The organism is Candidatus Poriferisodalis sp. (genome assembly GCF_965198245.1).
Classification (GTDB): domain Bacteria; phylum Actinomycetota; class Acidimicrobiia; order Acidimicrobiales; family Poriferisodalaceae; genus Poriferisodalis.
Genome location: NZ_OZ240249.1, coordinates 2873731 through 2895149 on the forward strand (window position 1 = coordinate 2873731; position 21419 = coordinate 2895149).

General features: G+C 65.7%; 18 protein-coding genes. 5 read left to right on the forward strand and 13 right to left on the reverse strand.

Going from position 1 to position 21419, the window contains the following annotated elements; genetic code table 11:
* Window positions 1-42: 42 nt before the first annotated feature.
* The 6 genes from ACOCMM_RS12960 to ACOCMM_RS12985 form a co-directional block, all read right to left on the reverse strand.
* Entirely contained in the window at window positions 43-435 is a 393-nt protein-coding gene (locus ACOCMM_RS12960; RefSeq protein ID WP_419553556.1) for a type II toxin-antitoxin system VapC family toxin, read from the reverse strand.
* Between the two features lie 4 nt (window positions 436-439).
* Window positions 440-703 carry a type II toxin-antitoxin system Phd/YefM family antitoxin gene (locus ACOCMM_RS12965; RefSeq protein ID WP_419553557.1) on the reverse strand — a complete coding sequence of 88 codons (264 nt, stop codon included), beginning with the start codon at window positions 701-703 and terminating at the stop codon, window positions 440-442.
* Window positions 704-759: 56 nt separating this feature from the next.
* Entirely contained in the window at window positions 760-1182 is a 423-nt protein-coding gene (locus tag ACOCMM_RS12970) for a MaoC/PaaZ C-terminal domain-containing protein (protein WP_419553558.1), read from the reverse strand.
* 76 nt (window positions 1183-1258) lie between these two features.
* Entirely contained in the window at window positions 1259-1798 is a 540-nt protein-coding gene (locus ACOCMM_RS12975) for an FAS1-like dehydratase domain-containing protein (protein ID WP_419553559.1), read from the reverse strand.
* A gap of 110 nt (window positions 1799-1908) precedes the next feature.
* Entirely contained in the window at window positions 1909-2724 is an 816-nt protein-coding gene (locus tag ACOCMM_RS12980) for an alpha/beta fold hydrolase (RefSeq protein WP_419553560.1), read from the reverse strand.
* Between the two features lie 345 nt (window positions 2725-3069).
* Entirely contained in the window at window positions 3070-3333 is a 264-nt protein-coding gene (locus ACOCMM_RS12985; protein ID WP_419553561.1) for a hypothetical protein, read from the reverse strand.
* 254 nt (window positions 3334-3587) lie between these two features.
* Here ACOCMM_RS12985 and ACOCMM_RS12990 point away from each other — a divergent pair, with 254 nt between their 5' ends.
* The 3 genes from ACOCMM_RS12990 to ACOCMM_RS13000 are packed head-to-tail and all read left to right on the forward strand — an operon-like array spanning window position 3588 to window position 7521.
* Complete coding sequence (locus ACOCMM_RS12990) at window positions 3588-4994, forward strand: 3'-5' exonuclease (RefSeq protein WP_419553562.1); 1407 nt, start codon at window positions 3588-3590, stop codon at window positions 4992-4994.
* Entirely contained in the window at window positions 4991-5686 is a 696-nt protein-coding gene (locus ACOCMM_RS12995) for a DarT ssDNA thymidine ADP-ribosyltransferase family protein (protein ID WP_419553563.1), read from the forward strand. The genes ACOCMM_RS12990 and ACOCMM_RS12995 overlap by 4 nt, the downstream gene beginning before the upstream one ends.
* Entirely contained in the window at window positions 5683-7521 is a 1839-nt protein-coding gene (locus ACOCMM_RS13000) for an ADP-ribosylglycohydrolase family protein (RefSeq protein WP_419553564.1), read from the forward strand. The genes ACOCMM_RS12995 and ACOCMM_RS13000 overlap by 4 nt, the downstream gene beginning before the upstream one ends.
* 22 nt (window positions 7522-7543) lie before the next feature.
* Here ACOCMM_RS13000 and ACOCMM_RS13005 read toward each other — a convergent pair whose 3' ends face one another.
* The 3 genes from ACOCMM_RS13005 to ACOCMM_RS13015 form a co-directional block, all read right to left on the reverse strand.
* A complete protein-coding gene (locus ACOCMM_RS13005) occupies window positions 7544-8839 on the reverse strand; it encodes an O-acetylhomoserine aminocarboxypropyltransferase (RefSeq protein ID WP_419553565.1) in 1296 nt (431 codons plus the stop codon).
* An 88-nt stretch (window positions 8840-8927) separates the two neighbouring features.
* A complete protein-coding gene (locus ACOCMM_RS13010; RefSeq protein ID WP_419553566.1) occupies window positions 8928-11285 on the reverse strand; it encodes a xanthine dehydrogenase family protein molybdopterin-binding subunit in 2358 nt (785 codons plus the stop codon).
* A gap of 52 nt (window positions 11286-11337) precedes the next feature.
* A complete protein-coding gene (locus ACOCMM_RS13015; protein WP_419553567.1) occupies window positions 11338-13581 on the reverse strand; it encodes a CoA transferase in 2244 nt (747 codons plus the stop codon).
* A 64-nt stretch (window positions 13582-13645) separates the two neighbouring features.
* Between ACOCMM_RS13015 and ACOCMM_RS13020 the strand changes: the two genes are divergently transcribed.
* On the forward strand, window positions 13646-14443 hold the full coding sequence (locus ACOCMM_RS13020) for a class II aldolase/adducin family protein (protein ID WP_419553568.1): 798 nt from the start codon (window positions 13646-13648) through the stop codon (window positions 14441-14443).
* A gap of 37 nt (window positions 14444-14480) precedes the next feature.
* Here ACOCMM_RS13020 and ACOCMM_RS13025 read toward each other — a convergent pair whose 3' ends face one another.
* The 4 genes from ACOCMM_RS13025 to ACOCMM_RS13040 all read right to left on the reverse strand — a co-directional run bounded on the left by ACOCMM_RS13025 (window position 14481) and on the right by ACOCMM_RS13040 (window position 20840).
* Window positions 14481-15908: an NAD-dependent succinate-semialdehyde dehydrogenase gene (locus tag ACOCMM_RS13025; RefSeq protein ID WP_419553569.1), complete on the reverse strand. Its 1428-nt coding sequence runs from the start codon at window positions 15906-15908 to the stop codon at window positions 14481-14483.
* A gap of 106 nt (window positions 15909-16014) precedes the next feature.
* Window positions 16015-17004, reverse strand: a complete 990-nt coding sequence (locus ACOCMM_RS13030) for a hypothetical protein (protein ID WP_419553570.1) — start codon at window positions 17002-17004, stop codon at window positions 16015-16017.
* A 62-nt stretch (window positions 17005-17066) separates the two neighbouring features.
* Window positions 17067-17543 (reverse strand): HIT family protein, encoded by a 477-nt coding sequence (locus ACOCMM_RS13035; RefSeq protein WP_419553571.1) that lies wholly within the window; start codon window positions 17541-17543, stop codon window positions 17067-17069.
* Window positions 17544-17582: 39 nt separating this feature from the next.
* Window positions 17583-20840 (reverse strand): DUF499 domain-containing protein, encoded by a 3258-nt coding sequence (locus ACOCMM_RS13040; RefSeq protein WP_419553572.1) that lies wholly within the window; start codon window positions 20838-20840, stop codon window positions 17583-17585.
* 296 nt (window positions 20841-21136) lie between these two features.
* On the opposite strand from ACOCMM_RS13040, the gene ACOCMM_RS13045 reads away from it, so the two are divergent.
* Window positions 21137-21418: a hypothetical protein gene (locus ACOCMM_RS13045; protein WP_419553573.1), complete on the forward strand. Its 282-nt coding sequence runs from the start codon at window positions 21137-21139 to the stop codon at window positions 21416-21418.
* Window position 21419: the final 1 nt, after the last annotated feature.

Sequence of the window (21419 nt, forward strand, 5' to 3'; positions counted from 1 at the left end):
GGTCGCCGGCAAGCTGTTCGGCTTCGCCGGAAGGGCGAAGGGCTAGCCCGGCGAGTGCGTTGCTACGCCTGCGGCTCGGGCGGCATCCGCTAGCCGCTCGTCGTAGGTGACGAACTCGTCGAGGTCGTCGGCAAGATCGAGCGCAGTGGCAAGGTGAATCGCATCCGCGCTGCGCAAGAGCAGAGGGTCAAGAAACGCAGCTCGCTCACAGATCTCCGGGGTGACAGCCACGAACGTGACCTGGGCCAAGACTTGACGAGCTTCGACCAAGCGGTCAATTTGTACACGCCGGATGGCGCGCAGCACCTCGGTAATCGTGATGTCGCTCGTGACGCCGGGCCAGTGTGCGTCGGCGAGCCATGTCCGCAGAGCATCCGACTCTGCCTCCACGACGACGAGCTTGACCAATGCCGATGAGTCGAAGTAGTGGGGCAACTGCTCAGTACCGCTCGTCGGCTCGCATTCGCAAGATCTCCGCTGAGAGGCTGGGTCCTGGCTGGGGCGGAGGCAAGTCGGCGAGATTCCCCTTGCCCGGCCGGGCGCTACCCGCGGCGATCATCTCCCCGAGGCGCGACCCGCGGATCGGAATGATCTTTGCCACCGGCAGGCCACGGTTCGTCACGGTGATCTCTTCGCCTGCGGCTACCCGCGCCACGACCTCGGAGGCATTCTGCTTGAGCGCCCGGATGCCGACTTCAGCCATGTTCTACATTGTAGCACAATGAGGTCGCAGGCGCGATCTGCCCGCGCCGGACTTGATCAGTCGTCGAGGCGGGCGGTGGCCTGGCCGGTGAGAACGGGACGATCGTCCTGATTGGTTGTGGTGATGGTGAGGTCGACCATTTTCTGGCCGTCCTCGTCACGAATCTCAGTCACCTCCGCCGTGGCGGTGAGCGAGTCACCGGGCCACACCTGGCTGGTGAACCGCACGCCGTAGTAGGTGAGGCGGCCGTCGCCCACGAAGTTGGTGACCATGCGGCCGGTCATGCCCATGGTGAGCATGCCGTGGGCGAACACCGTCGGGTAGCCGGCCACCTCGGTGACGAACTTCTCGTCGGTGTGGACAGGGTTGTAGTCGCCGGACGCTCCCGCGTACTGGACGATCTGGGTGCGAGTGAGGTCATCGACGAGCTGCTCGGAGTAGCTGTCGCCGACGTTGAGCTGCGATGCGCTGAGTGCCATGTCTGTGGGCCTTTCTGGGTAGTGGGTTCCAGCGAACCGCTAGTTGTCGATCCGCGTTTGATGGGTCATCTCCGACCTAGCCGTCGATGACCTTCTCGGTGACGACGCCGACGCCCTTGGCCGTGATGACCAGCTCGTCGTCCTCGTCGCGGTACTCGGTGACGGCCTCGGAGAACTTGAGAATGCCAGCCCGCTTGGACTGCTTCTCCCACTTCTCGCCCTCGTAGTTGACCGTGTGCAGCACGTCACCCGGCCGCAGGTGCCGGTGGTAGGTGAAGTGCTGCTCTGCATGCAGGCCGCCCGCAGCCGCACCCGACTGCTTGTCGTCCTCACGCTCGTCGGCGACGTCGGTGCCATCTGCCTCAGACAAGTCGCGCACGAGCGTGCCCGAGGCCGTGCGGCCGCTGCCGAACCACTTCTTGTCGGGCTTGGGGCGCAAGAAATAGTCGGGATCGAACTGCGCACTGGACTGCGCGAAAGTAGGCGGCGCGATTATCGAGCCGACCTCGGTGCCAGCCGCGTACTCGGGGTCGCTATAGATCGGATTCGTGTCGCCGATCGACCTCGCGAACATCAGGATGTGCGAGGCCTCCACGGGAAATCGCTCGACTGCCATGTCTGGCTCCTCTCGCGGCTGCTCGATTCGGGATGCCGCCGCAACATGATGGCAGCCGCGCGCGGAGCGCGCACGACCGACACAGCCCAGAACGCGCACGACCGAGCTGGTTAGGTGAGTGCTGCGGCGAGGGCCGCGCGGACCGCGGCGGGGTCCTCGTTCATCATCATGTGGCCGGCGCCAGCGAGGTGGACGACGTCGACGTTCTCGAAGTCGGCAATCAGGGGGGCGGCTGCCCGAGGCGGGGTCATCTTGTCCTCGCTGCCGACGATGACGGTCACCGGGCAGGTCACTCGTGCGGCAGCGTCTCCGGCCTCATATGCGGCACACGCTGACAGGTCGGCATGGATCACGCCGTCATCGGCCCGCTGCAGCAACGCAACCCCGCCGCCGACCATCCACAGTCCAGGCGTGGGGTTGGTGGCGACGTGCGCCCGGTTGCCGTGTCCCCATGCGGTCATGAGCTCGGGCGCCAAGAGCTCGTTCTTCTCAGCGGCACCCAGCAGCGCCGGATGCACCGGCATTGCCGCTGCGGTGCCCATCAGGACCAGCCGGGCAATGCTGTCCTGATCCGCCGCAGCGGCTTCGGTGCAGATGAGCGAGCCCATCGAATGGCCCACCAGCCGGACCTCCTTGCAACTGAACTGCTCGCACACAACGGTGACGGCGTCCCCGAGCCAGCCGGCCATCTCTGCGACCGAGCCCAGCGGTTCGCCGTCGCTGTCGCCGTGACCTGGGAGGTCGATGGCCAGCGGCGTGTAGCCGTGATGGGCCAGCCAGCGAGTCTGCAGCTGCCACACAGTGCGGTTCATGCCGGCGCCGTGCACGAGCAGCACCACGGGCGCCTCAGTCGCCGACGCCGCATCTGGGATCACTCCCCCAGTGGCCACGCCGACGGAGTTTCCCCGAACCGCGAACTCAAACATAAGGAGCTCCCTTTGGCTTGAGTTCCTAACCCGAACCTCCAAAGCAGCATGACGCTACAGCGCATTGAGTTCTTGTTCTCGCGTTGCCAATCCGGAGCAAGCTTCGGCCCTATGGGGCTCGCTGGTTCGTCTAGGTGGCGTGACCTTTCGTCGTTGGGCCTCGGGTGAGATAGTTCGTAGTCTTTGACGTGAGCGACAGCGGGACGGGGCGCCGTTCTCGATGTAGGCGCTGTCGACACGCGAGCGACGGCAGAGTCCACTTCGGCCGGGACTGTGAACGCAAGGATTTCTGGCTGGGTCTCGAACTATTCGGGAGTCTCGGCCGTGCGAACGACTTTGAGTCGCTCACGACGACAGCGCGTTCGTGCTCCCGTGAGAATCGGAGCCCCAGCAGGCCAGAGTCATGTCGATGCGCACAGCACACGAATGCGCACCACCCGCCGATACAGCCGTGAACAAACCCGATGGCACGTCGGCCTGCCCAAAGTGATTGGACCCCCAGCAAATCACCTTCTCGTCGACGCGCAGCCCGCACGAATGCGAGTATCCGGCCGACACCGCCACGAACGATGTCGTTGGCTCCGCAGCTTGGCTGCCCCCCCAGCCCACCTGTGGCAACGGCGATGGTGGTGCTTGGCGAGGTCTCGGGCGACGCCCCAAGGTCTACGGCTTCGTCTGTCGAACAGCTGCCTGCGAGAAATAGCAGCAGCAGCGAGATGCGCAGTCGTCGTTCCGTCACATATGACCTTCTGGCCAGGACTGGCCGAGGGATGACGCTATCCCCTGATGGCGCCGATGCTGGCGCTACATTCATAAACCCATGGTGCCAAGCCATGGTGTCGGCAACGTGTTAAGGGCTCGCCATGCGTGTCTTGCCAGATTTCAACCCGACGCCCGAGCAGCGGAAGATCGTGGCTGACAATAGGCCCGGATTCAGAATCATCCGGGGTGCAGCGGGTAGCGGCAAGACATCCACAGCACTGCTCCAACTCCGTCTTCAGACGGAGGCGCGGCTCCGCCGTCGGCGACGGGAGAGTGCCGAAGAACCAGTTCGAGTGCTCGTGCTGACCTTCAATCGCACGCTTCGGGGATACATCGAAGAGCTCGCCCGGAAGGCCGACAACGGCGACGATGCGCTCCAACTAGAGATCTCCACGTTCGGTGCCTGGTCGTGGGAACTCGCGGGACGAGTGTCCGTGCTCGAACGCGCGGAGGTTCGAGAGATGCTGAGCCTCGGCCTCGACGATCTGGGCATCAGCGCCCAACACGACTTCTTTATTGACGAAATCGAATACGTGCTCGGCAGATTCCCGCCTGGCCAGCTGAATGACTATCTGGACGCACGGCGCGTTGGCCGAGGTAGGGCTCCCAGAGTTGACAGGCCTCGCCGACAGGCCTTGCTTGACGGACCTATCGCCTCATATGACGCAGCTAAGAAAAGACAGAGTCTCGTCGACTGGAACGATCTCGCCCTGCTCACTGCATCTGTACTCCCGAAGCATCGCTACGACATCGTCATTGTCGATGAGGCACAAGATTTCTCCAACAACCAAGTACGGGCGATCTTGCACCACCTGAGTGACGACCACAGCACCACGTTTGTCCTTGATGCGATACAACGCATCTACCCGCGCTATCTCGCTTGGCCGGAGGTCGGCATCGACGCGCGAGGTATCTCTCACAAGCTCACGCGCAATTACCGCAATACCGCAGCAATTGCTCGTTTCGCGCTGCCGCTAGTCGCGGATCTGGATGTTGAGGACGACGGAGCGCTACCAGATTTCGCCGCCTGCACCGTCGAGGGTGCCAAACCACTAGTGACTGTCGGCACGTACAACGCCCAGTTCTCCTTCATGCTGGACCGGTTGCTACACAACGCTGACCTCCGTACCGAGACAACAGCAGTGCTCAAGGCTCGCGGCGGTGGATGGTTTGACGAAGCACGGCGGGTACTCACGGCGCGCGGTATCGCCTACTGCGAGCTGACGCGAGAATCAGAGTGGCCGACTGGCCACGAGAACGTCGCACTGTGCACGATGCACTCAGCAAAGGGTCTCGAATTCGACCACGTGCTGATTCCGGGTCTCAGCCAACGGGTGACGCCCCACGGCCCAGAGGACGGTGACGGCGATTTAGAGCAGTTGCGGCGGATGTTGGCGATGGCTGTCGGCAGGGCCCGCAAGTCGGTCATGCTCGGATACAAGCCAGGCGAAGAGTCCACCTTGATTCGATTGCTCGACCCAGCGACCTACGAGCGGGTGGAGTTGTGAGCGGCAGCGAGTGGGCACCGGAGGACCGTCCACAAACGGCATCGGAAGTACAGCAGGCGGCATGCTTCCCGGCCGTCGTCGATGAGGCGCTGGACCGGGATATTGCTGACATCGTCCACTTCACGCGCTACTCGGGGCTCGTCGGCATCCTGACAACGATGGACGTAAAGGGCCGTAGCTACCTGTCTGCCGAAGAATTGGTTGAATTCGTATATCAGCCCAACGCCGCGGACCGCAGTCGCGACGCGTCATGGCATGACTACATCAATCTCTCCGTGACTGGCATCAATACACGCCTGTTTAGGAAGGCCTCAGAAGAGTGGCATCCAAACGAGGACTGGGTCATTCTCAGCTTCGAGCCGAAGGTGCTCGGTGACCCAGGCGTCGTATTCACCACGACAAACAATGCATACCCCAATGTTCACCGCGCCACCGGACTACGAGGCTTCAGACAAATGTTCGCCGCCAGCGTCCCCTGGGGGTACTACGGCGATGTCCACCATCGCCATGGGCACGCGTCCGCTGTGCCGACCGATCCACAGGCTGAGGTGTTGTATCCCCACTCGCTGGCTCTCGACGGCCTCCAAACGGTCATCGTTCCTGACGATGATGTCGGCGATCGCGTTCACGCCGCCCTGAGCCTGGGGCCGCTGAGCCCTAGCATCAGGTGTGACCCGGGAGCGTTCCGATGAGCACGACTGAATGCACACCGTCGTTGCCGCTCGGGGAAGAAGGTCCTGCAGCCTCGACCGAGTCTCGAAGCCCAACAGGCACACTCGACTTGGGCCCGCGAGAAGATGAGCGCTCTCGCAGAACGCGCAACTCAATGCTGTGGGCGGCGTATGGAGATGCACTGGGCTTCATCAGCGAATTGGCCGATGAGCGCTTGTTGCGGCGCCGGACTCGCGGTGAAACGCTGGACAGGCTGATGCCGTGGTCCCGACGCGTCGGGGGCAGAAGCGGCGTGGAGGTGCAGCTCCCGGCTGGGTGCTGGTCGGACGACACACAGTTACGGCTGGCAGTCTGCCGCTCGCTCAGCGACCGTGGCTTTGACACCGAGACGTTCGCCAATGTGGAGCTGCCCACATGGCCCTCGTATGCCCTCGGAGGTGGACGCGCGTCCAAAGCGGCGTCAAAGAACCTCGCGAACCCTCGCGTGCATTGGTACACCAACACCTTCAAGGGCTGGACTGATGCCGGTGGCAACGGTGCCGCCATGCGCATACAACCGCATGTATGGGCTTCGGAGCGGTTGATCGAACGCGACTACTTGGTCCCAGTCATCGAGGACAGCGTTTGCACGCATGGCCACCCGCGGGCACTCGTGGGCGCGTGCTTCCATGCCGTCTTGCTGGCTCACTGCCTTATGACTGGAGATGCGCCAAGCCTCGACACAGCTCAAGACATCGCCACGAGCCTCGAAGGCTCAGCGCAGACGATCGAGAGACACGAGTTCCTCGGCGTGTTTTGGGTTGACCAGTGGGAGGCCACGTCTGGTCAGACTCTTTGCCAAGGCTGGGATGCCGCTGTTCGTGAGATCGTGGATGCCATCAGCACGTCGCGCTCGGCAGTACGAGACGCAGATAATGCTCACGATGCCTACGAGCGGGTCTGTCGAGATCTCGGTCTGAGGGAGAAGCAGCGAGCAGGTAGCGGAGTTCTGACGACCGTCGCGGCGGCTGCTCTCGCGGCGATTGCAGATGACGCGTTTAACGGGAGCGTCATTGCCGCCAACGCGCTGGGAACCGATACTGACACCATCGCATCGATGGCCGGTGCGCTGCTCGGTGCGGGTGACAGGGCACTAGAGCCGCCGCAAGCGCCACTAGATTCCGGTCTTCTGATCGACGAGGCAGCCCGCTTGCGTGCACTGGCCGCAGGCCAACCCCGACCAGGACACACCTACCCCGACCTATTGCGATGGTCGGCACCGTCCACGCAAGCGGACGCGCTGGTGCGTAACGAGCATGGCCTTGCCATCGAAGGACTCGGTCCTGTCAGCGAGATTGACGGCGACCCCTACTGGTCATCTCGCCGCGATTTTGCATGGCGTTGGGTTAAGACTTGCTTCAACCAAACATTGCTCGTCAAGTCTCGCCCGACACCGCCGAAGCAGGCAGCAGGGAATTGCATCGTGGACCGCAGGAATGAGGCTCGTGCCGAAAGGATTCCTCCCAAGGCGCGCGACGCTACCGAGGAAAGATCGCTTCAGAGTCGATCTTCGGACGAAGTCTCGCGGCAGCGCAAGGCGTTCGGCGATGTGCAGTCGTCTGTCGCGAATCGTTCTCCGCGCGCCATGCCCGAGTCAACCGATCGCGATCGCGATATTCGCCCATCCCGCTCCGGTCCACGCGCGCAGTCCACGGGAATGACCACCGAGCAATTGACCAAGTATGCGGAGCACGCCCGGCGCGTTGTCAAGGACGACAGAACGCTGGTGGACATGCTGCGGCAGGTGGCCCGCAACGGAACGCCAGCCGACTTGGCCTACGTCGCCACCAACCTCTACGACGACTTACGGCTCTAGACGCGTCGTCGACCGTACGCGTTCAGCCCTTCTGCGAGGCCCGCAGGGCGCGGGACAGGTCCGAGATGATGTCGCCGGGGTGCTCCAGGCCGATCGACAGGCGCACCAGGTCCTCGCCGACCCCGGCAGCGGCAAGGTCTTCGGCGCTCATCTGCTGGTGGGTGGTGCTCGCGGGATGGATCACGAGCGTCTTGGCATCTCCGACGTTGGCGAGGTGTGACGCCAGTCGCACTGCCTCAATGAACCTTCGGCCCGCTTCGCGCCCGCCTTCGATGCCGAAGCTCAGGATCGCTCCTGCCCCCTTGGGCAACAGGCGCTTGGCGAGTTCGTAGTCGGGATGTGTCGGCACCGACGGGTGGCTCACCCAGCTGACTGCGTCGTGAGAGACCAGAAATTCGACCACCGCTTCGGTGTTGGCAACGTGACGGTCCATCCGGATCGGCAGCGTCTCTACCCCCTGCAGGAGGTAAAACGCCGTGGCCGGGCTCATCGCGGCACCGAAGTCGCGCAGGCCTTCGGCCCGGGCCCGCATCGAGAGCGCCTGAGGCCCGTATTCGTCGGTGAACGCGATGCCGTGATAGCCCGCGTACGGCTCGCTGAGGGTCGGGAACTTTCCCGAAGCGGCCCAGTCGAAGCGCCCGCCGTCGACCACGACGCCGCCGATGGCAACGCCGTGCCCGCCGAGGAACTTCGTGGCGCTGTGCATCACGATGTCGGCACCCAGTTCAATGGGCCGCATCAGGTGCGGCGTCGTGAATGTCGCGTCGAGCATCAGCGGCAGAGCTGCCTCATGGGCTGCTTCGGCTACGGCCGACACGTCGAGCACCTCGATGTTGGGATTGCCCAGCGTCTCAGCGAACAGCACCTTGGTGTTGGGCTGGATAGCTGCACGCCACGCGTCAAGGTCGCGCGGATCCACGAACGTCGTGGTGATGCCGAAGCGGGGCAGCGTCAGGCTCAGGATGTTGTGCGTGCCGCCGTAGATGTTGCGGCTGGCCACGATGTGGTCGCCCGCCGAGGCGATGGTGGCGCACGCAAGGTGGAACGCCGCCATGCCGCTGGCCGTGCAGACGGCGCCGACTCCCCCTTCGAGGGCTGCGATCCGCTCCTCCAGCACCGCCACCGTGGGGTTGGAGATGCGGCTGTAGATGTGACCGGGGATCTCGAGGTTGAACAGGCTGGCGGCCTGGGTGGTGTCGGTGAAGCTGTACGAGGTCGTCTGGTAGATCGGCACGGCTCGAGCACCGGTGGTCGGGTCGGGCCGCTGGCCGGCGTGCAGCGCCAGCGTGTCAAAGTGCAGGAAGTCCGGCTCGACCATGGGTGCCTCCGGGGCGGTGTGCGGAAACTCAAGTATTCAGCACGCGAACGTCGGCGCCACCCGACGCCTGAGACTGGGCACCAGACGGTCAGCCTGCGGAGGCCTCGGCTGCGTTGACGGCCTCCCAGACGCGCTGGGGTGTGACCGGGATATCGATGTGCGTCACGCCGAGGTGGGCAAGCGCGTCAATGACCGCGTTCTGCACGGCCGGCGGGGCGGCGATGGCACCGTTCTCGCCGATGCCGCGGGTGCCGAGCTCGTTGCGGTCGGTCGGTATGGCGAGCCGGGCTGTGTCAATGGGTGGCACGTCTGGGGCGGCCGGGATGAGGTAGTCCATCAGCGTGGTGGTGCGCGGCGTGCCGTCGGCATCCCATTGGCCGGCTTCCATGAGCGCCTGCGAGATGCCCGCAACGGCTCCCCCGTGCTGCTGGCCTTCCACCGAGGCCTCGTGCAGCATGCGGCCGCAGTCATCGACCGCTGCGAACGCCAGCAACGTGACACGACCGGTCTCGGCGTCGACTTCAACAGCAGCAGCGTGGGTGCCATATGGATGCGTCGGGCCGCTTCGCTGCTCATCGGCGGTGGCACTGATGCCCTCCGGAGCGGCTGCTGCGATGTCGGTCCAGCTGGTCAGCCGGGACGGGACTCCGGCGACGTGCGCTCCGTCGGGTGTGAGGCTGATGTCGTCAGGGCTGGCTTCGAGCAGTTCGCCTGCAACCTCGCAGATGCGAGAGCGAAGCTCGGTCGCGGCGTCAGCAATCTGGCTGCCCAGCACGGACGCGGTCCGCGAGCCGCCGGTGACTCCGCCGAACGATGTCGCCGAGTCGGCATCGTTGACACGCACCGCACCAGGGGCGATCCCGACCCTTGCGCTCGTGATCTGCGCCCACAGGCTGTGATGACCCTGGCCGTGACCGTGGCTTCCGCAGGTGACCAGCACGCTGCCGTCGGCACCAAGCTCCAGCGAGGCGTAGTCGGGGTCATCGCCGCTGCCAGCGGTCTGGCTGTAGCAGCCGTAGCCGACGCCGATGAGCGCCGAGCGATCCCCGGCGATCCGGCGCTCGGCGGCGAGTGCCTGCCAGCGGGATGCGTCAATGAGCTGCTGCGCCGTGTCGAATGACCGGTGAGGGTCGCCGCTGTCGATGGTGATGCCGGTTCCGGTGTCATAGGGCAGCTCATCGGCGCGCAGCAGGTTTCCACGGCGCACCTCGGCGGGATCGAGGCCGAGCTTGCGGGCACCGGCGTCGATGGCTCGCTCGAGAGCTGCGTTGACTTCCGGCTGGCCGGCGCCGCGGTACGCCCCGGTCGGAGGGGCATTGGTCACCGCCGAGCCGTAGCGGTAGCGCAGCCGCGGCACCCGGTACAGGCCCGTGCTCTGGCGGTAGCTGGCCTCGGTCAGCATCGGTGCCATGTGCGGGTACGCGCCGGCGTCGCACCACATGATCACGTCGATCCCGATGATCCGTCCGTCGGCGTCGAAGCCCATCCGGATGCGATGACGCTGGCCGCGGCCGTACGGCATCGAGACGAATTGCTCCTGCCGGCTCTGCACCCAGCGCACGGGGAGTTCCAGCTGCTGTGCAGCCCGCGCCACCACGAAGAACTCCGGCATGGGATCGCCGCGGCCGCCGAATCCGCCGCCGACATCAGGCTCCCGAACCCGTACCGCCGACACGGGCACTCCGAGCAGGCGGCGGTACAAGTACGGCGCGCTGTGCACGCCCTGACCTGTGCTCCAGATGTCGAGCTCGCAGTCGGGCGACGCGCCCTGCGCCAGCGGTGTTCCCCGGATCAGGTCGAACGGCGTTGCCATGATCGCGCACGGCTCGATAGGCAGCGAGGTGACCCGGTCGTTCTCGCAGGTGAGCTCCACCACGCAGTGAGCACCGGCGCAGGGGTCTTCGCCGGGCTCAGCCGCCGGGGCCGCTGGATCGTCGAGCTCGCTGGGTGCGCTCAGGAACCCGCCGCCGTCGGGAGGATCCAGCGGGCGCACCACGTTGGTGCCTGCATCGGGATACAGCAGGACTTGGTCTGCTGCCGCCTGCTCGACATCGATGACTGCTGGCAGCTCGTCAATCTCGACGGCGACCAGCTCGGCGGCATCGAGAGCATGGGCCGGCGTATCGGCCAGCACCACCGCAACCGGCTCGCCGACAAGACGCACTCGGTCCTGGGCCAGCAGCGGCCGGGCCATCTGCCCGCCCATAGTGGTGGCCCGGTAGTACTCGAGCGGGGCGAGCCCCAGCGCCGGGGCATCCAATACCGCTAACACTCCGGGTGCTCGTTCGGCTTCGCTCAGGTCCACGCTGCGCAGCTCGCCGTGGGCCACGTTTGAACGCACGAACACGGCGTGGAGGCAGCCGTCGGGAATCGGCAGGTCGGCGGTGAAGGTCGCCGTCCCACGCAGCATCGGGAGATCCTCTGAGGCGAGTCGCGCGGTGCTCATGGCGTCACCGTAGCGACGCTGGTTCTGGACTTCGAGCCTTGCCAAGAGCCTGTCAGTCGACCGGTGCAGGCTGGGCGCCGCCGGTCCGCCGTGACGTGAGCTCGTCGTGGATCTCGGCACGGTGCTCGTCGAGGAATGGGGCGCGGCCCATCGGCACGTCGATGCCGCCGATGAGCGAGCCGACCTGGGTCATGGGTCCCCATTCGGTTTCGGGGAGATCGACTACGTGGCCGTTAGCGAACGCGACCTCAGACCCCACAAAGCCCCGTCGCTCTGCGGGCAAATCGCTCGTGCCCTCGGGCGTCGCCTCGTGCCAGACCCACCCGGGCCCGTCGGCGTCCGGCACTTCCACGTAGGTGCGGTCGGGGCCGGCGCCCCGGTAGTCCATACCGCCCAGCTCGGTCTCGGGGCGTCCGTCATAGGACACGAACTCGGCAGCTTGGGCCGCCATGACGGTCTGGGTGAGCGACGTGCGCACCGTCCGGCCCTCGCCGTCGGCCAATCGCCGGTACAGCGAGCACAGCACGCCGAACGCGGCGATCATCGGCGTGGCGGCGTCGTGCACTGGGACAGTCAGGAAGACCGGTTCATCGGTGCCCCCCTGCGCGGCCATGATCCCGCCCAGCGCCTGCAGCAGCGGGTCGAACGCCGCCACCTCTGCCATTGACTCGTCCCGGCCGTAGCCCGGGCTCTTGACCAGCACGGCATCGGGACGGATCCGGCGCAGCTGTTCGTCGGAGCATCCGAGCCGTTCGGCCACACCGGGACGGAAGTTCTCGACGATGACGTCGGCATCGGCGACGAGCTGTGCCATGACGGCGTTGTCGGCAGCGTCTTTGAGGTTGAGGCAGACCGAGCGCTTGGACTGGTTCCAGCCGTTGAAGTACGGGCCGAGAATGCGGAACGGGTCGCCGCCGGGCTGCTCGATCTTGGTGACTTCCGCGCCCAGCATCGCAAGATGGCGGGTGATGACAGGTCCCGCGATGAACGAACTGAGATCGACGGCCTTCACGCCCGCCAACGGCGCGTCGCTCGTTGCCGATAGGTCGGGACCCGGTTGGGCGGCCCATGCGCCAGCTTCGACCTCGGCTTGAACCTCGCCGGTGTGCTCGGCCAGGCGTGGGGCCGGCTGCAATTCGACAGCGTCGCACCTGTCGATCCACATCGGCTGCGGCGGGGTTCGCACTGTCCCCAGATCGGGGTGCTCCACGGTGGTCGCAAGTCCGTTGGCAGCCGCCAGCGGGGACGCCATGAATTCCTCACGGGTCTGCGTCGGCTGACACGGCACGTCGTACGCACCGAAGATCTCCAGCCACTCGTCGAGCGGGCGTGCGGCGAACGCGTCCTCGAGAATCGGCGTGATCTCCGCCAGCGGCTCAAGGTCGAGCAAACCCCACGGCGGGTTGGGGAATCGCTCGTCTCCCAGCAGGTCTTCCCGGCCGATGGCTCGCAGCATCGCCACGTAGAAGGGCAGTGTTCCGCACGCAACGAACATCCACCGATTGTCGGCGGCGCGGAACAGCCGGTAGACGGGCAGCCGTCCCGCTGAGCCGAGCGGGCACGAGCCGTCGCGATCCAAGCCGGCCATCTCCGGCATCTCGAAGTCGCCGATCTGCATGCCACCTGAGCCGGACACCTCCGACACGGTGTAGGTGGGCGCCGCCCCGTGGGCTCGCCTGGCGTACAGGCCTGCGGCAGCGGCCATCGCGCCCAGCATTCCGGCCCCATAGGAAGCGAGCGGCACCACCAGCTCGACGGGTCCTTCGGAGTAGCTGATCTGGTTCCAGCCGATGCCTGTGACCGCAGCTACCTGGGATGGGGTGCCGGCGCGGGTCGCATAGGGCCCGCTGTCGCCCCACGTCGGACATGAGATGATCACTGCTCCCGCTGCGACGTTGCGGGCGGCGGCCGCGGTAGGCCCGTCGGGAGCGAAGACCACATCGGCGCCACCCAGCAGTTCGCTGAGCATTGGCGCAGCGAGAGATGCAGCTGTCGGCCGCAGGATGCCGGGCAGCGACGCCGGCGGTCCGCTGATGCAGCCCGTCAGAGCTGCGCGCTCCCATTCGACGCCCTGAGGAACCACCGAGCGCTTGTTGCGGCTCACGGCGTGAAAGCCCGGGTCGCTGCGGTAAGGGTCCCCGCTCGGCGGTTCCACCTTCACCACATCGGCGCTCTGATCGGCGAGAAGGCGCGCTGCGTACGGACCGGCGATGCCCGTGGTCAGCTCGACAACACGGACCCCATCGAGGCATCGAACCGGCGAATCACTGCTTCGGGCACCGTCGGCGCTGTTCATCGGGATGACTGTAGGTGGCCCGGTCCTCAGGTCGCCGGGAACTGCGCGCTCTACGATTTCCCCTGTGACTACGACAACTTGCGACACCGCCGCGAACCCCTTCACGGAGATTCCGATCCCCCAAGCGCCGACGTTCGACACGGTCGAGGCCGAGCGGCAACACCGCAAGGAGCGGTTGGCGTCGGTGTATCGGGCGTTCTCGCTGTTCGGCTTCGAAGAGGGCGTGGCCGGGCACGTGACCGCCCGAGACCCCGAACTGACCGACCACTTCTGGGTGAATCCCTTCGGCGTGGGGTTCGGCCAGATCAAGGTGTCGGATCTGCTGCTCGTCGACCACGACGGCAACATCGTGGAGGGGCGCTACCCGCTGAACCAGGCGGCATTCGCCATTCACAGCGAAGTGCACAAGGCGCGGCCCGACGTGATCGCGGCGGCCCATACCCACTCGCTCTACGGCAAGACGTGGTCCAGCCTGGGCCGTCTGCTCGACCCGCTCACCCAGGACGCGTGCGCGTTCTACGAAGACCACACCCTGTTCGACGACTTCACCGGCGTGGTGCTCGACACGTCAGAAGGCAAGCGCATTGGTCGGGCGCTCGGCAGCTGCAAGGCAGTCATCCTGCAGAACCACGGGCTGCTCACGGTCGGTCACACGGTCGAGGAGGCGGCGTGGTGGTTCATCACCATGGAGCGCACCTGCCAGAGCCAGCTTCTGGCCGAGGCTGCGGGCACGCCGATCTCGATCCCCCACGAATCGGCCAAGCTCACCGCCACGCAGGTCGGCAGCCCACTGGGTGGCTGGTTCAGCTACCAGCCGATCTACGACAAGGTCCTCGAGCGCGACCCCAGCTTCCTGGACTGAGACTCCCGCGCCGCGCACTAGGCGCGGTTAATCGCGGCTACCACTCGGCGGCGATGTACTGGGTTTCGCAGAACTCGTAAATGCCCTCGCTGGCGCCTTCGCGGCCGAGGCCTGACTGCTTCATGCCGCCGAAGGGCGCTGCAGGGTCGGAAACGGCGCCGCGGTTCAGGCCGATCATGCCGGCCTCGATGCGCTCGCTGACCGCCAGACCCTTGGCCAGGTCCTGGGTGTAGACGTAGCCGATGAGGCCCATCTCGGTGTCGTTTGCGGCGGCGATCATCTGGTCGGTGTCGGTGAAGCTGGAGATGGGCGCGACCGGTCCGAAAATCTCCTCCCGGGTGATAGGCGCGGCGGGGTCGACGCCGCCGAGCACGGTCGGCTCGTAGAAGAAACCCGGGCCGTCAATCGCCCGGCCGCCGGTGACCGCTTGCGCTCCTCCGTCGATCGCCGCGCGCACGAGCCGATCGATGTTGTCCACTGACGCGGCATTGATCATCGGCCCGCAGCCCACACCGGGGTCACGGCCGTTGCCAACCTTCACATCGCCCATGGCTGTCGCCAGTCGCTCGACGAACTCATCATGCACCGACGCTTCGACAAAGAACCGGTTCGCGGCGGTGCAGGTCTCGGCCGAGTGGCGCATCTTCGCGACCATGGCGCCAGCGGTGGCAGCTTCGAGATCGGCATCAGCGAACACGACAAACGGCGCGTTGCCGCCGAGCTCCATCACCACCTTGAGCACCCGGTCGGCGCAGCGCTTCAGCAATACCCGGCCGACCTCGGTTGAGCCGGTGAACGAGAGCATTCGCACGGCGCGGTGGTCGACGACGGCATCGAGCCAGGCACCGGAGTTCGACGTCGGCACCAAGTTGACGACACCAGGCGGCACGCCGGCCTCGGCCAGCAGCTCGGCAACTCGCAGCGAGGTCAGCGGGGCTTCGCGCGGCGGCTTGATGACCACGGTGTTGCCGGCCGCCAGCGCCGGGGCCAGCTTGCGGGTGATCATCGCCGCCGGGAAGTTCCACGGCGTGATCATCGCCACGACGCCGACCGGTGGGTGCCGGGTGATGATCCGGTTGGCACCGGAGGGGGCGACGCTGATCGAGCCGTGAATGCGGACCGCCTCTTCGGCGTTCCAGCGGAAGAACTCCGCGGCGTAGGCCACCTCGCCCGCTGCGTCGGCGCGGGGCTTGCCGTTCTCGAGCGTGATCAGATCGGCCAGCTCGTCGGTGTGCTCAACGAGGATGCGGTGGGATTCCCGCAGGATCTCCGAGCGGACCCGCGGCGGCTCAGCGGCCCAACCCGGCTGCGCAGCGGCTGCCGCATCGCATGCGGCTGCTGCGTCTGCTGGCGTTCCCGCCGCAACGCTTGCCGCGACGTCACCCGTGGCGGGGTCGAGCACGTCAAACCGGCTTGCTGAGTCTCCAGCCAGCCAGCTGCCTCCGATGAGCATTTGCGTCTGCATCGTGCCAGCATCGCAAATCCGCCGTTGATTCCGCGCCACCGTCAGGCCACGGCCACGGCCCGATGACCCAAACGGCGACCTGGCCGGGGACCGAGTGGAGGGGTGATCAGTCGCCGTAGTGGTGCAGGCCGCGCTCGCGGGCGCGCATCTCGTCCATCGCTCGCTGCGCGTCGCCGATCGCGTGCTCCAGCTCAGCAATGACGATGTCGGGGTCGGAGGTGAATTCCAGCCCCTCAACGAGGCGAGCCAAGCGCCCCTGCGTCCGCCACGCAGCGAACTTGGCCCACTCGGTCCAGAGCACTTCGTGGTCGTCGACGTCAATGAGGTTGGAGGTGCGGCTCTGCTCGTCGACAGTGGCGTCGAGCGACACGTAACCGTTCACCATCGAGACGCGCTCGCACATCTCGGAGAGCGGCCCTGCCCGGTGCACAACCATGTCACCGTGCAGCGCGACGGCGTATCCGGGCCCCGGGAATTCGGGAGCGACGGTGCGGTTTGCCGGTATCTGTTGGCCTGCGCCGGCAAGTTCCGCAGCCTCGTGCTTGGTGCCCCGGAACCACTCCAAGCGGCCGCCGGCGACCTCGGCGGGGTCGGTCACTGCGAGTACGTAGTCGAGGGGCAGCGTGTCGTGATGCCACTTATCGATGGGACTGTCGATCTGTGACGGCTCGTAGTTGAGGTGGCCGAGATGAACCGGCATCGGGTGCGGGGCAATCTCGATGCCGTAGATCGCTTCGAGATGCGCTGTCACCTCGGGGCTGAGGCACAGGTCGCGCAGCCAGCGTGAGCGGTAGCAGCCGCCGCGCACCGTCCGCTCGATCCGTTCCCCTGCCGGTCGGGCGAAGCACCGCAGGCGCCGGGCCGTGTCCAGCATGACGGCCGCGCCCTCGTCGCTCAGCATCCGGAACGGCGACGACAGCGCCACCGGTGTGGCCTTCGTGGCAATCTCAGCGTCGCCGTAGCCGAGGTCAGCCAGCATGAGCACCTCGGCGGGCGTTTCGAGCTGCAGATGCCGGTCGGGATCGAACGCCGGCTCATCATCGAGCCATTCGTAGCCCCGTGGCAGCGTCTCCGGAAATGGAATCGCGATACCCATGGACCACAAATCTATGGGTCGCTCAGTTCACAGGGTGCTCTTGCAGTCGGCGCAGGATCCAACTAAGGGCACTCCGCCGCGTTGATCTTCGCGGCCACCGCAGCCAGGTGGTCCTCGTCAGCCTGCCGATTCATGATCTTGGTGGTGATGTAGCCGGGGTACGCCTCGAAGAATTGATCTCCCCGGGCGGTCATCTCGTCGCCGGGGTCAGGCCGCCGGCCCGCTGTCTCGTGCATCGGTATGACCTTGGCATGGAGGTGGTCGATCATCATTCCCTCGATCACTACGGCGCAGCGGTCGACATCGTCGTAGGCACGAGCGATCTTGGCAACCACGAGGCGCGCTGCCTTCATCAGCTCGGAGACCACCTCAGCATCCGCTCTCGCGACGTCGCTCGGGTGATGCTCCTTCGTGATCAAGACGCTGAAACCCTCGGTGTTCGGAAAGATGTCCAAGAACCCGAGATGACTCTCGTCCTCAAAGACCACGTGGCTCGGCTCGGCACTGGCCGCGATCTTGCAGAAGATGCAATCGTCCACGAGCGGCATTCTGCTCGCCGCGATCGCGCATCAGTGTCGCTATTCGAACTCGGCGGCTTGGGCGTTGAGGTTTTGGGCGTTCTCACTCACGGTTCTGCGGGTTGAGTCGTCATAGCCGTCGGCGTTTTCTGCTCGGACTTCCAGCGCAAGTTCAAGGTTGGGGCCCAGGTGGGCGGCGACGTGGTCAAGGATGTCACTGAGCTGCTTGATGCCGCGGACTGCATCTAGCTGAAAGTGCGCGTAGAACTGCGCCGGCGCCAACTCCAGGTCTGCAGGCGGTTGGTGATCAGGTGGATCGCCCTCAGGCGGTGGCTCGGGTTCAGGTGGATCGCCGCCGTTCCTCTCGCCGGTGACAGGCAGGGTCGGCTCCGGTAACGGCACATGGTTGGGATGGATGAGCAGGCCACCGACTGTCGGATCAACGTGCTCAGCGGTGCGGAGATCGACCCAGCTATTGCCGTCGTGTGCCTCGGCATACGCGAACGTTTCTTGCTGCCAGTTGAGATTGGCGGCACCGTCGCTGACGGCGTGCTCGAGGACGTCCCGAGACTTTAGGCGGGGCATGTACGGGAAGCGCGCATAGGCGTCCCACAGTTCCCCGACAGCGATGTCGCCTCGCTCAGACCACAAGTTGGAACGGTCGATATCCATGCGGATGCGCACACCGGCGTAGCGGGCAATCAGCTTCTCCTCGCTGGCCAGCTTGCGGCTGACCCGCTCGCCAAGGTCACCGGCGGTGGATGCCTTCGTTGTCTGCCAGACGATGTCAGCCGTACCCGGTGCGCGGGACGGAACGAGCACCTGGGTGAATGTCTCGGCAATCAGGCTGTCGACCTGTTTGGAGACATCTGCGAGCTTGCTGTCGGCTTGGCGCTTCTGCTGCGCTGTGAGATCCAGCGATTCGTGACCGTCGACGATCGACTGCCACGCCAAGAACGAGCGGGCAGCAACACGCACCTCAGCCAGCCGGTTCGCCGCGGCCGCGACGAACACCAGCAGGTTCTGGTTCAGTCTCGGACCTGCGTCGCGCTGGGCAAGAATGCGCGCCGCCAGCTTCACTGCCGACGAGTTCTCATCGCCCGCGGAGTGAGTCGCTTCGGGTGCCAGTACGACCAGGTGCGTACCGTCGTCGTTGTCGGGCACGTCGCCCGGTCCCGCTGCGAACGGATGCATTGCAACGAAGTCCCCCCGGTCACGCTGGCCGGCAATCCGGGTCCGCACCTCGTCGTCAGCGTCGAGGTCGCTGAAGTTCGAGGCCGCTCGATCCCCTGCGATGCGTGTGACGTTGGGGACCAGCGAGTACCAGTACTGCGAGCCGTCGAGGTAGAGGTGCGTGGCCCGGTCCGACAGGCGCCGCAGCGCGTCGGCGAACTGCGCCACGGGCTCGCCCGGCTGCACGCACCCCAGAACGACGGACTTGACGTCCACGCCCTTCTTGCCCTCGGGACGGGGGGCTGAGCCCATGTACACGGTGCGGGCCGCACGGCGGGTCGCAGACAGCCGGCCGAAGTGGGGGAAGTCGCTGTCGATGCGAAGCGGCAACGCGTTGGGGCCGTCCACGTCGGATTTGATGACCGGATCCCAGCCCTCCTCGAGGTACTTCTTCAGCTCGCTGGCCACCGTGCCTGAGTCCATGGGCAGGTTGCCGGGCATGATCAGCAGCGATTGGTCGCCGCGCTGCCACAGCTGAGAGATGGCGGTGGCCATGAGCCGCAGCACGCCACGGGTGCGCTGGAACTTGTCCAGCGCCGACCAGTCCTCGAAGAGCCGGTCGAACAGCTCGGGGTGAATCGGGTACGACAGCTCCATCCGCCGCCGGTAATCAGCCTCTCCAGTGCCAGAGGGGAAGTCGCCGGCCGCATCGCGGTACATCTCGCAGAAGGCGCGGATGACGCCATCGCGCACTCGTGCTTTATCGGGAGCGATGGGGTCGAAGAGCCGCCGTCGCACGATCTCGAACGACTCATCTGCCGTAGCCGGCTGCCACTGGGTCGCGGTGCGGGCAACGACGTTCTTCAGCCGTTCCAGCGCCGTGAGTCCTCGCGGCCCGCCGGTCTCGATGTCAGATGCCGGGATCGTGATGAGCACCACGACGTTGTTCGCAGCCGCCGCTGCCTCGGTAAGAGCTTGGGCGAAGGTGAACTGCGTGTCGAAGTCGCCCGCCGCAACCCTCCGACCCTCGGGCCCGGCGTCGGGCAGCTGACGTGCATACGCCACCCACTCATCGATGAGCACGACCGCGGGGCCATAGCGCCGAAACAGCTCGCGCAGCGACTCGCCCGGGTTGGTGCCGGCCTCGTCATCAGTGCGGACCAGTTCGTAGCCCTCCTGCCCTCCCAGCTGGTAGGCGAGGTGTCCCCACATGGTGTTCAACGCCGTTCCAGGGCTGACCTGCTTGGGCTGGGACACCGACATGACCTGTCCCACGAGCACGGCCCGGTTGACCTCCGCAGGCAGCTCGAGCTCGGCTTCGGCCAGCATCTCCGAGACGCCCGGCAGACTCGTCGCAGCAATACCGGAAGCGAGGTGGTACAGCGCGATCATGCTGTGGGTCTTGCCGCCGCCGAAATTGGTCTGCAGCTCGATGACCGGATCGCCATCGCCGCCGGAGAGTCGACGGGTCGCCCCGACCAGCAAGTCCCGCAGCCCAGCGGTGAGGTACGTCCGGGCGAAGAAGTCCTCGGGGTCTTGGTACTCGTCGTCGGCGCGTCCCTGGGAGACCTCGTACAGGTCGGCAGCAAACTCCGCCTGATTGAAACGACCTGTCGCCACATCGGCGTGAGGCGTGATGATCTCTCGCCATGGCGTCAGGCCGGCCAACGGCTGACCCTCGGTGGGCTTTGCTGCTGTGCGGCGCCGCTCGGCGCGTGATTCCTCGTCGAACATCTGCCGCATGAGGTCGCGACGCAGCCCGCGAATCTTCTGCCGCTCGTCGCTATTTCCGAATGCCTCAAGCAATCGCTCCATGGAGTCGAGGGCCCGCGCCGTGTCGTCAGTGGTGAATTGCTGCCTGTGCGCCCAGTTGTTGCGAGCATCGGCAACCTCGAACACCAGCGACCGGATCGACGGAGAGAAGCCATGTCCGAAGATCTCGTTCCACGTGGCCTTCATGCCGCGCAGCACGAACGCCACATCCGCGGTGGACGCATCACCGCGGCGTTCGTCCATGTGGCGTCTGAGAACTTCGAGCCAGTCGTCGCCGTAAAAGCCTCGCCAGGTCTGCTCGCACTCGGGGCGAAGACCGTCGCCCAGCAGGTCGAGCGCCTTCGATACCCGTTCAGCGTTCGCCATCACCATCGGTTGCGCTCCTCCTGACGACCGGCACTCACCTGCCGCCACATCATTCCACTGCAATGTCGGGCTGTGCGGCGCCCGCAGGCAGCACCTCGTGTCTGTCGCGTCTGCGGCTCGGCCAGAAACGTCATTCATGCGCGCTACGACACCTGATACGGCCCAAGGTGTGTGCAGGGCAAAACCGCTTGGCTCTGTTGAGGCAGACACCTACGAATTGGGCGTCAGATACGATGTGGACACGGACTCGGTGGTTATATTCCACGCAATGCTGGTTCGCCCACGGTTTCTGAGGTAGCTCAATGGACAAGACCCTCCAGCAGATGTCAGTCGAAGAAATGGTCGCCAACTGCGAGGAAATCGCCGATTACTTCGAATCGGTGGACCTGTCGCAGTATCCGGTGTATCCCGCCGCCGACTATTGGCTGATGTGCGCGGCGCAGCGCGCCGCGGCCACGGGGAACCCCGATCACGACCGGATCCGCACGCTGGTCGCCGACGCACGAAGCGTCGGATCATCCTGGGGCCGCATCGGCGAACTGCTTGACATGACGGCGGAAGCCGCCGAGGCAAGATTCGGCTGAA

Excerpts from the sequence above, each read along its gene's own strand:
- ACOCMM_RS13040 (WP_419553572.1), bottom strand. The coding sequence starts at position 20,840 with ATGGTGATGGCGAACGCTGAACGGGTATCGAAGGCGCTCGACCTGCTG.
- ACOCMM_RS13030 (WP_419553570.1), bottom strand. The coding sequence starts at position 17,004 with ATGGGTATCGCGATTCCATTTCCGGAGACGCTGCCACGGGGCTACGAA.
- ACOCMM_RS12970 (WP_419553558.1), bottom strand. The coding sequence starts at position 1,182 with ATGGCACTCAGCGCATCGCAGCTCAACGTCGGCGACAGCTACTCCGAG.
- ACOCMM_RS12965 (WP_419553557.1), bottom strand. The coding sequence starts at position 703 with ATGGCTGAAGTCGGCATCCGGGCGCTCAAGCAGAATGCCTCCGAGGTC.
- ACOCMM_RS13025 (WP_419553569.1), bottom strand. The coding sequence starts at position 15,908 with ATGCAGACGCAAATGCTCATCGGAGGCAGCTGGCTGGCTGGAGACTCA.
- ACOCMM_RS13010 (WP_419553566.1), bottom strand. The coding sequence starts at position 11,285 with ATGAGCACCGCGCGACTCGCCTCAGAGGATCTCCCGATGCTGCGTGGG.
- ACOCMM_RS13005 (WP_419553565.1), bottom strand. The coding sequence starts at position 8,839 with ATGGTCGAGCCGGACTTCCTGCACTTTGACACGCTGGCGCTGCACGCC.
- ACOCMM_RS13015 (WP_419553567.1), bottom strand. The coding sequence starts at position 13,581 with ATGAACAGCGCCGACGGTGCCCGAAGCAGTGATTCGCCGGTTCGATGC.
- ACOCMM_RS13045 (WP_419553573.1), top strand. The coding sequence starts at position 21,137 with ATGGACAAGACCCTCCAGCAGATGTCAGTCGAAGAAATGGTCGCCAAC.
- ACOCMM_RS12975 (WP_419553559.1), bottom strand. The coding sequence starts at position 1,798 with ATGGCAGTCGAGCGATTTCCCGTGGAGGCCTCGCACATCCTGATGTTC.
- ACOCMM_RS12980 (WP_419553560.1), bottom strand. The coding sequence starts at position 2,724 with ATGTTTGAGTTCGCGGTTCGGGGAAACTCCGTCGGCGTGGCCACTGGG.
- ACOCMM_RS12990 (WP_419553562.1), top strand. The coding sequence starts at position 3,588 with ATGCGTGTCTTGCCAGATTTCAACCCGACGCCCGAGCAGCGGAAGATC.
- ACOCMM_RS13000 (WP_419553564.1), top strand. The coding sequence starts at position 5,683 with ATGAGCACGACTGAATGCACACCGTCGTTGCCGCTCGGGGAAGAAGGT.